This window comes from Bradyrhizobium sp. USDA 3256, from assembly GCF_054058275.1.
In genome coordinates this window covers 5,765,336-5,779,072 of sequence record NZ_JBSSAE010000002.1, presented here as the reverse complement: position 1 = coordinate 5,779,072, position 13,737 = coordinate 5,765,336, and the positions used below count along the sequence as shown (strand labels likewise).

Here is a 13,737-nt window from a genome sequence, read left to right as displayed (position 1 = left end):
ATTGCGGCGGGCCGTGGAACCGGCCGCCGTGTTGGCGGCAGGATGGCACACCGAATGACCGCGAAGGTCAACGCCTCCCGCCGTTCAGCGCCTAGGTCTTTTGGCTATCGCTTGTGCAGAACCTCCCCTTGCCGCACATCGGTTCAGCAGATCGGCGCCAAAAGCGCGCCCTTGCGCGCCTCGCAGTGCGGAAAATTTGTTCGTTATCCTTTGTTCCGAGATGCTTTTTTGCCACGCGGGCCGGAGTTCGCGTCTGAAGGCCGAGCTATCGCATATGCGCTCGATCCGTCCACAAACTCGTCATGCCCCGCCTTGTGCCGGGCATCCACATCTCCGTTTCCGCGTGAGAAAGACGTGGATGGCCGGGACAAGCCCGGCCATGACGATGCGGGTATGCGATTGCTTGATCCCGGAGAGCAGGCCCGGCCCGCTCAATGCGGCTCTCAGGCGATCGACATGTCCAACGGCGGTGCAACATTCGCCGGCAGCGGACTGACATACGGCGTTCTTGTCGTCCGCTTCGTGAGGTCGGCCTTGGCGGCCGCGATCAGCTCCGGCTCCATCAGCGCCTTGACGCCGAGGCCGGCCATCGCCTTGGCGGCCTGCACCATCGCCTTGTGCGCAGCCGGCGTCTTGCCCTGCGCCACAACCTGCCAGGTGTGGAACGGCGTGCCGATTGCAACCGTCGGTGCATGGACCTGCACGGTCGGCACCACCCAGCTGACGTCGCCGACGTCGGTCGAGCCGATCAGCGGATTGCGCTTGGCGTCGATCGGCACCAGGAAATCGGCGAGCGGCCGGTCGGTCGGCTCCATGCCGATCGCGTAATAGACCGAGGCGATGTCCTTGTCGGTCAGGGTCGCGCGGATCTTGCCGGCGAAATCCTTGTCGGCATCGTCGAAATGCGGCGGGCCGAGCTCTTCCATGATCCGGTGCAGCGTCTGTTCCAGCGGCGTGTTGGGCAGGATGTTGGAGACCGCGGAGATGATCTTCATCTCCACCTTGGTCTCGGTCATCAGCGCCGCGCCCTGCGCGATCTTGTGCACGCGCTCGACCAGTTCGTTCATGCCGGGCAGGTCGCGGGCGCGGATCGAATAGCGCACCCGGGCATGGGCCTGCACCACGTTGGGCGCGATGCCGCCGGTGTCGAGCAGCGCGTAGTGCACCCGCGCGTCGCTTGGCATGTGCTCGCGCATGTAGTTGACGCCGACATTCATCAATTCCACCGCATCGAGCGCGCTGCGGCCGAGATGCGGCGAGGCTGCCGCATGCGAGGTGCGCCCGGTGAAGATGAAATCGGCGCGGGTATTGGCGAGCGACGGCGTCACCGCCACCTCCCAGAAGCTGTGCGGATGCCAGGTGATGGCGATGTCGGCGTCCTCGAACGCGCCACAGCGCACCATGAAGGCCTTTGCCGCGCCGCCTTCCTCGGCGGGGCATCCGTAATAGCGCACGCGCCCCGGCACCTTGTTGGCGGCGAGCCAGTCCTTCACCGCAGTCGCGGCCAGCAGCGCGGAGGAGCCGAGCAGATTATGTCCGCAGCCATGGCCGTGGCCGCCGCTCTCGACCGGGCGATGCTCGGCGACGCCGGCCTCCTGGCTGAGGCCAGGCAGGGCGTCATATTCGCCGAGGAAGGCGATCACCGGGCCGCCTTTGCCCCATTCGCCCATCACCGCGGTCGGGATGTCGGCAACGTTCTCGGTGATGCGAAAACCCTGATGGCGCAGTTCGGCCAGATGTTCGGCGGATGAGCGCGCCTCGGTGTAGCAGACCTCGGGCATCGCCCAGACGCGGTCGCTCAATTCGATGAAACGCGGCTTGATCGCGTCGACGCCGCGCCAAACATCACTACGGTTGTCCATTTGCTCCGATCCCTTAACGCTAGAGCATGATCCGGAAAAGTGTGAAGCGGTTTTCCGAAAAGATCATGCTCAGACAATGAGCCAAAGCGCGATGATCTCATCGCGCGTTGGGCAATCTGAAGCGCGAAACGCTAGCAGCTTGTCGCGACGCCGCCTAGCGCGCGCCGGCAGACCTGCTTTTCCGAATGTCACGTCTTGGTGTGCAGAAATGTTTTTGCGTCAGGCGGCGCCGAGCCGCTCCAGGCCTTTCCAGTCGAAGGCGATGCCGTGCCCCGGGCGATCCGGCGCGATCGCCATGCCCTGCTCCAGAACCAGCGGGTGCTCGATATAGCGGTCGAGGCCGAAGCCGTGCGCCTCGAGATACGACCGGTTCGGGCACGCCGCCAGCAGATGCACGGTGATGTCATGCGCGCCATGGCTGGTGACGGGAATATTGAAGGCCTCGGCGAGCCGGGCGATCTTCATGAAGCTGGTCACGCCGCCGCAATTGGTGACGTCGGGCTCGGCATAGGACAGCGCGCCGCCGGCGATATAGGGCTTGAACTCCCACAGGCTGCGGAGGTTCTCGCCGGCCGCGATCGGCACGCCGCCCGCCTGCAGGATGCGGGCGTGTCCCGCGACGTCGTCCGGAATCGTCGGCTCCTCGAGCCAGGTCAGGTCGAACGGCTGCAGGGCGCGCGCGGCGCGGATCGCTTCCTCGACGGTCCATTTCATGTTGGCGTCGGCCATCAGCGGAAACTCGTCGCCGAGATGGCCGCGCATCGCCTTCACGCGCGCCACGTCGGACGCAAGGCTCGGCCGGCCGACCTTCATCTTGATGGCGCGAAAGCCCTTGGCAAGATTGTCGTCGGTCTGCTTCAGCAAACCATCCAGTGGCAGATCGAGATCGATGCCGCCGGCATAGCAGGGCACGCGGCGGTCGAAGCCGCCGAGCAGCCGCCACAGCGGCATCGATGCCCGCCGCGCCTTGAGGTCCCACAACGCGATGTCGAGCGCGGACAGCGCCAGCACCGCCGGGCCGCCGCGGCCGCCATAATGCAGCGCCCACCACACCTTGTGCCAAAGCTGCTCGGTGTCGTCGGCCTCCATCTCGCGCGCGATCTCGGTGATTTCGCGGCCCAGGATATCGGCGATGGCGCCGCCATTGCGACCGACCGTGTAGGTGTAGCCGGTGCCTTCCGCGCCGTCGGCATCGCGGGCGCGGATCGTGACGAGCTCGAACGCCTTGATCTCGCCATGCGTGCTGTCGCTCAGCACCACCGGGAGCGGGATCTTGTAGAATCCGATGCTGAGGTCCTTGAGGATGGCCACGCCGGAACTCCTTGTCATGGGACGAATGCAATGCGTGACACACGATCTCAAAAGCGCCGGCTGCCTGCAACCTTGCGCCTGCGAATGTCTGCCTTGAGCGATCGGCGTGCCTTCGGAGATGCAAGGCATATGACCGCTATGTAGATCGGCGGTCATAACGGACTGGGACCATGCGGCTGTCGTGGCGACGAGCGATGCCACGCGCTGGACGTCGGCGCTGCGGCTGAGCGGGCCACGACGCCCGCATTGCGGTCGCATTGGCTCCAATGAATGGCCACGGAAAAATCAGACGCCAGCCAAACTTCGCGCGTAGGTTTTATCGCTTGCTGACCTCGAAAAGGAATCGACCATGCGCAATCTCACAGCATTCGTCACTGTTGCCGCGCTCGCCCTCGGAACGCCCGCCTTGGTGCAAGCGCAAGGCGCGCAACCAAAGGCGCCGCCGCAGTCATCTGATCAATCCACTGTCATTCGGAGCATACAGGTCGTCGACATCAAGGACCTCAAGCCCGAGATGCGATCGAAGATCGAGGATGCGATGGCAAAGACCAAGGAGGACGACATCCAGTCGCTTCGGAAGTCGATTGACGCGACACCGCAGGCGGTCTCCGCGCTCAAGGCCAAAGGCCTGACTTCGTCGCAGGTCGTCGCTATCAACATTGCCGATGGCGTGCTGACGATGTTCGCCAAAACAGCCTGACCAGGGTCAGCGTATGTCGGCAGCGGTGGTTGGACCTCCCCGCGGCCACCGATGCCAACAACTCCCGCGGCCGGCGCTGCGGGAGTTTTCATTTCTGATAGGCGCGGCCCGTCCAACGGACTTTCACCGGGGAGAGCGATTAGTCAGGCTGGTTGGGCCTGGTACGTTCCGCGCGTTTCAATTCGCGATCGATCAGCGTGCAGACGCGCCGCCGCGCCAGCAGGTCGAGCCGCGCGCGCGTGCTGCCTTGCCTGGTCTTGCCGTTGATGTCGAACGACCAAGCCCAGAGGTCAGGTTCGATGTTGGTGAGTGTGTATTGAATGTCCCGATGACGACCGATCAGCTTCTTCATGCCGTTTCTTCTTGTTGGCTGAAGATTGCATAGCCAGATCGTGAAGGCGTCTGTATCCGGTCGAATACTGAGTCGGGTGTCCGCAGGGCGGAATTTTCCAAATCGCTGATTTGGGGTCGCTGTTCAGTGGCTGCGTGCAACTGACGAGTGCGCACGAAGATTCGCCGTCGTCCTGTTGAAGGCCAGGACCCCATTACCCCAAGTGCGCATTGTTGCGCGACGCTGGGGCCACGATCTCGTTCACAATCAAATGCTGTGGTTATGGGTCCCTGCTTTCGCAGGGACGACGAGTGGAGAGATCTCGGCTCAGTGTCACTACAACAGTCATCCCACCCCTCACAAATTGATCACCCCGCGCCGCGCGGCATGGGCGACGGCGTCGGTGCGGCCGGTGGCGTCGAGCTTGTCGAGCAGCGAGCCGACATGAAACTTGGCGGTGTGAACGGAAATCCCGAGCCGCTGTGCGATCATCTTGTTGGACGCGCCTTCCGCCAGCAGCGCCAGCACGTCGAGCTCGCGCGGCGTCAGCTCGAAGTCGCTGGCGCCCGCTGCTTCGCGGTTGCGCGCGACGACCGCCGCCGTGGCCTGTTCGCCCGGCGCGGCGAGCCGCAGGCCGGCGACGCCGCCCAGCAGGGTCGCCAGCCGGTCGGCGAGGACGGCGTCGTCGACCTCGAGCGCGATGACGATGTCGTTGGCCGGCTTATCGCTCACGTCTCGGGCCTCTCGCCGACTGTCACCTTGAAGTTCAGCGGCTCGCCGCCGCGATGCACGGTAAGCTCGACCACCGTGCCGACGCTCTGCGGTCCGAGGCCGCGCGACAGCGCCCGCACGCCGGACAGCTTCTCGCCATTCACGGCAATGATCACGTCGCCCTGCCGGATGCCGGCGGCAGCCGAGGGGCCGGTCTTGTCGACGTTCATCACCATCGCGCCGAGGCCGTCGTCGAGCCGGACCGGCTGCAATCCGACGCCAAGATATCCGCGCGCGATGCGGCCGCTCTTCTCGAGCTGGCCTGCGACCCGCTCGATGGTCGTCGCCGGGATCGTCAGCACGCGGCGCGGGCCGAGCACGGCCATGCCGAACGGCTCGCCCGCGGCGTTCAGCGCGAGGCCGCCCTGCTGGCTGTGCCGCAGCCGGACGTCGAGCTCGATCCGTGCATCGATTTCGCCGCCACGCAGGCTGCGCCAGGCCGGGCCCGACAACGCGACCATGCCGAGCCGCGCGGTCGGCGCGCCGCGGTCGGCCGCGACGATCACCGCGAGCGATCCCAGCGCGGGGCTCCCGGTCGAGAGCTTGACGGGGGCGACATCGCCTTCGACGCGCAGCAGCGCGACGTCGGTGGTGTGGTCGCGTCCGACGACGGTCGCCGGCCTGCGGCTGCCGTCGGCGAACTGGATTTCGATCTCGCCCTCGTCGGCCAGCGCTTCGTCGGCGGTGACGATCAAGCCCGCCTTCCAGACAAAGCCGGAGGCGCGCGCGCGATGCGAATGCACGGAGACGATGGCGGGCGCAGCGCGCGCAATGGTCTCCGCAAGGGCTGATGACAGCGAGGACAGGATATTCGTTTCGGTCATGGGAAACTCCGTTGGCTTCCCTCAATCTGGGATGTCGCGGCTGACGGCGATACTGGCCGGATGGGCAGGGCGTGGCCGGGCCGCCGGAACCGCCGCTCAGCTCAGCCGCTGCAGGGTCGCCTTCGGGCTCTCGCCGAACTTGGCGCGGTAGGCGCTCGCCATCCGGCTCAGATGGGTAAAGCCGAGGTCGAATGCAATATCGACGATGCGCTCGCCCGGCCGCGCCGTCTTGAGGCGGGCGTTGAGATGGGCGAGGCGGATGTCGAGCAGCATCTCGGACACGGTGGTGCCGAAGTGACGGCGGAAACCGAGTTGCAGCGCGCGGATGCCGGTGCCCGCGATCTCCGCAAGCTCGGCGAGGTCCAGCGGCTCGGTCGCGCGGTTTTCCAGATAGGCGCGCACGCGTTTCAAGGCGGCCGGCTGGGCCTCAGTGCGGCCGTTGAAGACATCGATCGCCGAACTCAGGCTGTGCCTCTGTTCATTGAGCAGGACATTGAGAAACGACTCGCGCCAATCGGCCGCCGCGACCGCCGACAAAGTCTTGCGCGGCCCGAGCTGCTCGGCGGCCGCGACAAGCTGCTCGATTCTGGCCGAGAGCGTCTGCCCGAGTGGCCCGCCCAACGCGACGGCCGGATCGAACTCGACCGGCCTCACCGCCACGCCACCAAGCGCCGCGGCGCGATGCTCGACCAGCTTGCGGTCGAGCAGCAAAATCAGCTGGGCGCAGTCGCCGCGCCAGGTCATCTCGGTCGGAATGGTCGGCGACAGCAGCGAGGCGGTGTGCCGTGGTCCGGTGGTGAGCTCGTGCGCGGCGGTCCGCACCGAGGCCGAGCCGGACAGCGGCATCTGCAACAGGAAGAAGCGATCGAGGCAGCCGGGATTGATCGCGACCGACCCGCCATAGGCGACATAGCTGACGGAGAAGCCGTCGAAGTCGGCGCAATTGTGATGCGCGGAGAAATCGCTCGCGGAGTGATCGACCGGCGTCAGATCGTGCGGACAGAAGATGCGGCCGATCGCTTCCGCCGCGTCATCGACGCGCGCCGTCGCGACGCGTGCGAAATCCTTGAGCCTTGCGCTTGCCGAATTCGCGCTTGCCGAAACCTCGTTGCCAACAGCAGTCACGCCGGCCGTCCGGAGTTGTTTGAGGTCTAAAACATCAGGCAGCCTAGAGCATCCCGCGGCAAAGGGGAACGCCGTTTCGTCGTGCAATCTGCCCGATCGGCGGTCAGGACGATGCGGCGGCATGGGGCAGCAGCCGGCCGGCGCAATGCTCCCGCATTGCAGCATGAAGGTGCCGGGTGCGGATTCGTTTATCGGCTAGACAGCCTCACCGGCCGGCGACAGGCTCCGTGTCGGCACTGCGCATCAAAACTGGAGAGGCTGACATGGGCACGCTCGAAAAAGGCATTACCCGAACCGGCACCGGCTACGGTGGCAAGACCTGGAATATCCTGGGCCAGGTCTACTATCCGAAGGCGATCACCGACTCGACCTTCGCGTTCGAGACCAACAGCGATCCCGGCCAGTTCGTGCCGGTGCACATCCACCCGACCCAGGACGAGTTCATCCTGGTGCAGGAAGGCGTGCTCGACCTCAAGCTCGACGGCGTCTGGGTGCAGGCCAAGGCCGGCGACCTCGTGCGCATGCCGCGCGGCATCCCGCACGGCTATTTCAACAAGTCGGATAAGCCGGTGCGGGCGCTGTTCTGGGTGTCGCCGATGCAAAAGCTCGAGGCGCTGTTCGAGAAGCTGCACAATCTGCAGGACCCCGCCGAGGTGGTGCGTATCTCCGCCGAGCACGAGGTGGACTTCCTGCCGCCGGAAGCCAACGACTAGGCTAGCGACACAAGACAATACGCACGCGAGGCGGCAATCGCCGGAGCTGGACTCCGGCGATGAGGGACGCGCGCGCTTAGCGAAATTGGACCTGTTCATTCAATTCGGAGCGGTTTCATGGTCAAGCAGAAGCATGTGTGCGTCATCGGCGCCGGCATTTCCGGCCTTGCCGCCGGCAAGGCCTTTGCCGGTCGCGGCCACAAGGTGACCATCATCGAGCGCAGCGGCGATCTCGGCGGGGTTTGGGAGCCGGCGCGCTCCTATCCCGACGTGCAGACCCAGAGCCCGAAGGAGCTCTATCGCTACACCGACAAGGCGATGCCGGAGTCCTATCCGGAATGGCCGAAGGGTCCGCAGGTCCATGCCTATTTGCGCGACTACGCTCGCAGCCACGGGCTCGACGGCGCGATGCGGTTCGACACCAAGGTCGAAGGCATGAAGCGCCGCGCCGACGGCAGGCCGGGCTGGACGCTGGCGCTGCGCTCGACCGACGGCGCCACCGGCCACGAGGATTTCGACTTCGTCGCGGTCTGCACCGGGCAATTCAACGAGCCGCAGACCTTGCCGCTGGCCGGCGAGGACGGCTTCAAGGCGCAGGGCGGGCAGATCCTGCATTCATCGCAATACGGCGATCCAACGCTTGCCAAGGGCCGCAAGGTGGTGGTGCTCGGCGGCTCCAAATCGGCGACCGACATCGCGGTGAATGCGGTCAATTCCGGCGCCAGCGAAGTCACCATCGTGTTTCGCGAACCGGTCTGGCGGATTCCCTATTTCGTCGGCGGCCTCGTCAACTTCAAGCGCATCCTCTACATCCGCGCGCAGGAGCAGATGTTTGCCAGCTGGGGCATCGGGCCGATGGCACGCCTCGTGCATGTCGTGGCAAAGCCGTTCGTGTGGGCGAACTGGCGCGGGCTCGAGAGCATGCTGAAGGTGCAGCTCAAGCTGAAGCAGTGCGGCATGGTGCCGAAGGAGCGGATCGAGGACGGCGTCAACTGCTCGGTGCCGATCGCAACCCCCGGCTTCTATCCGATGGTCGCCGACGGCCGGATCAAGGCAGTGCGCGGCACCTTCGACCATTACGACGGCAAGACCATCGTGATGAGCGGCGGCCAGCGCGTCGCGGCCGATGTCGCGGTGCTCGCGATCGGCTACAAGCTCGGCGTGCCGTTCCTGCCCGAGGAGTATCAGAACAAGCTGGTCGAGCCCGACGGGCAATACCGTCTCTACCGGCTGATCGCCAATCCCGATCTGCCCGACATGGGCTTCGTCGGCTTCAATTCGAGCTTCTGCACCGTGCTGTGCGCCGATCTCGCCGCGAACTGGCTGGTGCGCTACGCCGACGGCCAGCTGGCGCGGCAGCCGAGCGCGGCCGAGATGAACGACAACATCGCGATGATGTTGAACTTCAAGCGCGTCGAGCGTCCGGCAGCGGGCGTCTATGGCGGGCTGTGCGTCGCGCCGTACCACTTCAAGCATTTCGACGAGCTGCTGGCGGACATCGGTACCAAGGCGTCGCGCCGCAACCCGCTCGTCGAAAAGTTCACCCCGCCGGATGCGGACGCCTATGCCAGCTTCCTCGCGACTGCGCCCGCTTACAGGGCGGTGGCCTAATCGCGGCCGGCGTCGAGGAAGGCTTGTGCCAGCCGCTCGGGATTGGAGAAGCAGAGCTCGTGGCTGCCCGGCACCTGGACCAGGCGGAACAGCCCGAGCTTCTCCGACAACCTCGGATGCCAGGGCAGGCTGTGTGGCATGGCGGTGTCCTCCGTGCAGTTCACGTAGGACTTTGCGATCGGCATCTCGGCAGGATTGGTGCGCAGCGAGATCTTGTCCTGGAAGGTCTTCAGGGGATGCGGGTTGAGCTTGTCATAGGCGCGCTGCGCCGTCTCGAGATCGGCGTCGTTGATGAAGGCCTCGCGCCAGATCGGGAACGGCAGCACCACTGAGCCGTCGCCACGCTCGGCGTGGATGGCGTCGAACAGGCCGCGATAGTGCGGCGGCACCATGTCGTTGAGGCACTCGCCGTTATCAGGCACGAACGCGTTCCAGTAGACGAGGCGGCGGATGCGGTTCGCGGCGGCGTCGGCAACGCCGGTGATGACCATGCCGCCATAGCTGTGGCCGACCAGCACGATGTCGCTCAGATTATGCTCGGCTAGATAATCCGCGATCGACTGGATCGCCTCGGCGAGCCCGGAGTCCTTCTGGTCGCCGGGGCGGTTGCCCCTGATGGTCGGGGTGTGGACAACATGGCCGGCCTTGCGGATGGCAGCCGCAACCGGCTCAAACTCGGCGCCGGTATGCCAGGCGCCATGGACGAGAACATAGGTCGACATGTTGTACCTCCCTGTCTGGATTGCCGCGTCCGGACGGACCGGGATACGCGCAAGTTTCATTCGCTTCCTGATGGATATTGACCTGGACCCGCGGAACGCGCTTGGCTGTGAGCGAACCGGACTGGGCTCGGAGTGAACTGATGCAGCAAATCGCCGCCGCGGATCGCTCGCGCAGGCTGAGTTGGAATACCGCGGACACGAGGCCCGGCGAGCAGTTCGCGTATTACCGCGAGGCGATCTGCCGGGCCTTCATGAACCTGACGCCGGAGCCGCCGGCGACGCCCGGCTTCCTTGCCCGCGTCGAGACCATTGGGCTCGGCGACGGCGCGGTCAACCGGGTCAGCTTCCCGGAGCATGTCGTGCGGCGCTCGGCTGCCGACATCGCCGTGTCCAGCCGGCGCTGCTACTACCTCAATCTGAAGCTCGCCGGCCGCTGCCGGATCCGGCAGGCGGGACGCGAGATCAGCCTGTCGCCGGGGCAGGTCGGAATCTTCGACAGCGGCCAGCGGTTCGCGCTGCTGCACGACCGCGGCCCGGCGCTGCAGGTCGCCTCGTTCTGGGTGCCGGCCGAGGCGCTGGATGAACGGCTGCCGTCGGCGCCCGAGGTCGCGCCGGCGCGGGTCTCGGATGATCCCTTCGTCGGCCATCTCATCACCGAGACGGCGCAGGTTCTGAACACATCCGCGCTCCGTGCCTCGGATGCGGACAACGCGCGGCTGTTCGGCGTGCTGCTCGATCTGGTCGCGCTCAGCCTGTCGTGCAGTGGTCGCGCAGGCGTCGCGGAGAGCGCAAGCCTTGCCGATGCGACGTGGCTTGCGCTGCGCCGTGCCGTGGACCGCAGGCTGCGCGAGCCCGGGCTCGGCGTTGCCGCCGTTGCGGCTGCGATCGGCATCAGCGAGCGCTATGTCCACAAACTGTTCGAGCGCGCCGGCACGACATTCGCCAGCCATGTGATGGACCGCCGTCTCGACGGCGCCGCGCGCGATCTGAGGGGTCCCGCGCTCTCGGGGCGCGCGATCGGCGACATCGCGTTCGACTGGGGCTTCTCCGACCTGTCGCATTTCACGCGGCGCTTCAGGCACCGCTTCGGCTGCACGCCGCGCGACTGGCGCCGCGGCTGACCAACCCTTCGGAAATCGCCATGGCGCAACCATTCACCTACCAGGTCAGCCCGATGCGGGTCGTGTTCGGGGTCGGCACGGTCGCGCAGCTGGCGGACGAGCTCGACCGGCTCGGCATCAGCCGCGCGCTGGTGCTGGCAAGCCGGCGGCAGCAAGCCGAGCTCGGCGATCTCGCTGACCTGACCGGCGGCCGTGTGGCCGGATTGTTCGACGGCGCAGTGGTGCATACGCCGGTGGCGGTGACCGAACATGCGATGGAGATCGTCCGCGAGCTCAAGCCGGACGGCGTGGTTGCGATTGGCGCCGGCGCCGCGACCGGCCTCAGCAAGGCGATTGCGCTGCGCACCGACCTGCCGCAACTGATCGTGCCGACCAGCTATGCCGGCTCCGAGATGACGCCGGTGCTCGGCGAGACCGTCGACGGCGTCAAGACCACGCAATCATCGCCAAGGATACTGCCCGAGACCGTGATCTACGACGTCAACCTGACGATCTCGATGCCGGCAAAATTCTCCGCGATCTCCGGCCTCAATGCGATCGCGCATGCCGCCGAGGCGCTGTACGCGCGGGACGGCAACCCGATCACCTCGCTGATGGCGGAAGAGGCGATCGCAAAGCTCGCATCATCGCTGCCGGACGTGATCGCACGGCCGCGCGATCTCGATGCGCGCGCGGACGCGCTCTATGGCGCGTGGCTGTGCGCGGTCTGTCTCGGCACCGTCGGCATGGCGCTGCACCACAAGCTCTGTCATACGGTCGGCGCGTTGTTCGACCTGCCGCATGCCGAGACCCATGCAGTGCTGCTGCCGCACACCATCGCCTACAATACGCCGGCCGCGCGCGATCCAGTTAGCCGCGCGGCGAGGGCGCTTGGAGCGGCCAGCGCCGCCGACGGCTTGTTCGATCTGTCGGCAAGGCTCGGCGCGCCGCGCTCGCTCGCCGAGATCGGCATGCCCGAAGACGGCATCGCAAAGGCCGCTGCGCTCGCCACCAAAAATCCTTACTGGAATCCGCGGCCGATCGAGGAGAGCGGCATCCGCGACCTGCTGAAGCGCGCGTGGTCCGGTACGCGGCCGCAGGCCGGATGATCAGACCCCGATCGCGTTGCGCGCGATCACGTCACGGTAGAATGCCGCGCTCAATTTCGGCACCCGGGCCTGGGTCTCGAAATCCACCCGGTAGAGGCCGAAGCGCTTCTCATAGCCGAAGATCCATTCGAAATTGTCCATCAGGCTCCACAGGAAATAGCCGTGAACCGGGACCCCGTCGGCGGTCGCGCGCTGCAATTGCGCAAGGTAGTTGCGCAGGAACATGATGCGGTCGAGATCGTAGATCTGCCCGTCCGGATGCACCTTGTCCTCGCCGGACGTGCCGTTCTCGCTGATATAGATGCTCTTGATGTTCCACAGCTTGGCGGCGATCCGCGGCGCCCAATAGATCGTCTCCGGCGCGATCCGCAGCCATTCCGAGCTCATGTGCGGGAAGGAAGCCGGCATCGGGAGCGGCTTCCAGCCGGGGGCATGCTCGGTGGCAAGGATGTAGCATTGCGGCGCGTAGATGTTCAGCCCGACGAAATCATTGGGCTGCGAGATGATCTTCAGCTCGTCCGCGGTGAATTTGGGCGCATCCGCACCGGCATATTGCAGGAAGCCTTCGGTGTATTTGCCTTCGAGGACGACACCGAGAAAACCTGCGTTGAGCTCGCGGGTCGCGATCTCGGTGGCGCGGATGTTCTCCGGCGTGTTGAAGGCGGGCACGCAGGCGGTGATGTTCTCGGCCGGCCCGACCCGCGTGCCGGCACGGCCTTTGGCGCGGATCGCCTGCACCGCAAGGCCATGCGCCAGCGCCACATGGTGGCGCGCCTGGTTCACCTCGCCCGCCGGCAGCTTCAGCCCCGGGGCGTCGACGCCGAGCGCATAGCCGAAGGGGAGGAAACGCCCGACCTCGTTGAGGGTGAAGACGTTCTTCACGCGGTCGGTCAGTCGCTGCGCCACATAGCCGGCATAGTCGCCGAATGCCTTCGAGGTGTCGCGGGAGCGCCAGCCGCCGACGCGGTCCTGCAGCGCCTGTGGCAGGTCCCAGTGATAGAGCGTGGCGTAGGGCTCGATGCCGTTCGCCAGCAGCTCGTCGACCAGGCGGTTGTAGAAGTCGAGGCCCTTCGGGTTCGGCGTGCCGGAGCCGTCGGGAAATACCCGAGGCCAGGCGATCGAAAACCGATACGCCTTGGCGCCGAGATCCTTGATGAGACGAACGTCCTCCTTGTAGCGGTGATAGTGGTCGTTGGCGCGGTCGCCGGTCGAACCGTCCTCGATCTTGCCCGATGTATGGGTGAAAGTGTCCCAGATCGACGGGCCGCGGCCGTCCTCGTTGACCGCGCCCTCGACCTGGTAGGACGAAGTTGCGGTGCCCCAGACGAAGCCCGTGGGAAAGTTCGTGCCGTCCGGCCGCGGCGCACGGTTTGCAGCCTCGGCAGGGCCGCTCAAACCGAGCGCCGAAAGGCCTGCAAGGCCCCCAAACTGCCGGCGCGAGAACTTTCCGAACATTGCTGTCTCCCGTCGCCGAACGCTGCGGCTGGAATGCGGGCCGTAGGTTAACCTTCCATCCCGCCGTTGAGCAACAAGGGGTCGGCAGGCCCAAGCGCCGTGG

General features: G+C 66.0%; 13 protein-coding genes. 5 read left to right on the top strand and 8 right to left on the bottom strand.

The window, feature by feature from the left end; genetic code table 11:
- Positions 1–443: 443 nt before the first annotated feature.
- A complete protein-coding gene (locus tag ACVWY5_RS29240; RefSeq protein ID WP_028334913.1) occupies positions 444–1,862 on the bottom strand; it encodes a M20 family metallopeptidase in 1,419 nt (472 codons plus the stop codon).
- Positions 1,863–2,081: 219 nt separating this feature from the next.
- Positions 2,082–3,191: a mandelate racemase/muconate lactonizing enzyme family protein gene (locus ACVWY5_RS29235; RefSeq protein ID WP_456671726.1), complete on the bottom strand. Its 1,110-nt coding sequence runs from the start codon at positions 3,189–3,191 to the stop codon at positions 2,082–2,084.
- A gap of 331 nt (positions 3,192–3,522) precedes the next feature.
- Here ACVWY5_RS29235 and ACVWY5_RS29230 point away from each other — a divergent pair, with 331 nt between their 5' ends.
- Positions 3,523–3,873, top strand: coding sequence for a hypothetical protein (locus ACVWY5_RS29230; RefSeq protein ID WP_028334915.1), 351 nt, complete (start codon positions 3,523–3,525; stop codon positions 3,871–3,873).
- 139 nt (positions 3,874–4,012) lie between these two features.
- Here the strand turns inward: ACVWY5_RS29230 and ACVWY5_RS29225 are convergent, their stop codons facing one another.
- The 4 genes from ACVWY5_RS29225 to ACVWY5_RS29210 all read right to left on the bottom strand — a co-directional run bounded on the left by ACVWY5_RS29225 (position 4,013) and on the right by ACVWY5_RS29210 (position 6,924).
- Positions 4,013–4,225: a hypothetical protein gene (locus ACVWY5_RS29225; RefSeq protein WP_028334916.1), complete on the bottom strand. Its 213-nt coding sequence runs from the start codon at positions 4,223–4,225 to the stop codon at positions 4,013–4,015.
- 336 nt (positions 4,226–4,561) lie between these two features.
- Positions 4,562–4,936: a response regulator transcription factor gene (locus ACVWY5_RS29220; RefSeq protein ID WP_456671725.1), complete on the bottom strand. Its 375-nt coding sequence runs from the start codon at positions 4,934–4,936 to the stop codon at positions 4,562–4,564.
- Entirely contained in the window at positions 4,933–5,799 is an 867-nt protein-coding gene (locus tag ACVWY5_RS29215; RefSeq protein ID WP_028334918.1) for a S1C family serine protease, read from the bottom strand. The genes ACVWY5_RS29220 and ACVWY5_RS29215 overlap by 4 nt, the downstream gene beginning before the upstream one ends.
- A 96-nt stretch (positions 5,800–5,895) precedes the next feature.
- Positions 5,896–6,924 (bottom strand): AraC family transcriptional regulator, encoded by a 1,029-nt coding sequence (locus tag ACVWY5_RS29210; protein ID WP_028334919.1) that lies wholly within the window; start codon positions 6,922–6,924, stop codon positions 5,896–5,898.
- Between the two features lie 263 nt (positions 6,925–7,187).
- Here ACVWY5_RS29210 and ACVWY5_RS29205 point away from each other — a divergent pair, with 263 nt between their 5' ends.
- Entirely contained in the window at positions 7,188–7,637 is a 450-nt protein-coding gene (locus ACVWY5_RS29205; protein WP_028334920.1) for a cupin domain-containing protein, read from the top strand.
- A 117-nt stretch (positions 7,638–7,754) separates the two neighbouring features.
- On the top strand, positions 7,755–9,248 hold the full coding sequence (locus ACVWY5_RS29200) for a flavin-containing monooxygenase (protein ID WP_028334921.1): 1,494 nt from the start codon (positions 7,755–7,757) through the stop codon (positions 9,246–9,248).
- Here ACVWY5_RS29200 and ACVWY5_RS29195 read toward each other — a convergent pair.
- A complete protein-coding gene (locus ACVWY5_RS29195; RefSeq protein WP_028334922.1) occupies positions 9,245–9,970 on the bottom strand; it encodes an alpha/beta hydrolase in 726 nt (241 codons plus the stop codon). The genes ACVWY5_RS29200 and ACVWY5_RS29195 overlap by 4 nt on opposite strands.
- Positions 9,971–10,110: 140 nt before the next feature.
- Here ACVWY5_RS29195 and ACVWY5_RS29190 point away from each other — a divergent pair, with 140 nt between their 5' ends.
- Both ACVWY5_RS29190 and ACVWY5_RS29185 read left to right on the top strand, forming a co-directional pair.
- Positions 10,111–11,091, top strand: coding sequence for a helix-turn-helix domain-containing protein (locus ACVWY5_RS29190; RefSeq protein WP_028334923.1), 981 nt, complete (start codon positions 10,111–10,113; stop codon positions 11,089–11,091).
- Between the two features lie 20 nt (positions 11,092–11,111).
- The gene (locus tag ACVWY5_RS29185) at positions 11,112–12,179 is read left to right on the top strand and encodes a maleylacetate reductase (RefSeq protein WP_028334924.1); all 1,068 of its coding nucleotides are present in this window, start codon (positions 11,112–11,114) and stop codon (positions 12,177–12,179) included.
- Here the strand turns inward: ACVWY5_RS29185 and ACVWY5_RS29180 are convergent, their stop codons facing one another.
- Complete coding sequence (locus ACVWY5_RS29180; RefSeq protein ID WP_028352160.1) at positions 12,180–13,634, bottom strand: GH1 family beta-glucosidase; 1,455 nt, start codon at positions 13,632–13,634, stop codon at positions 12,180–12,182.
- Positions 13,635–13,737: the final 103 nt, after the last annotated feature.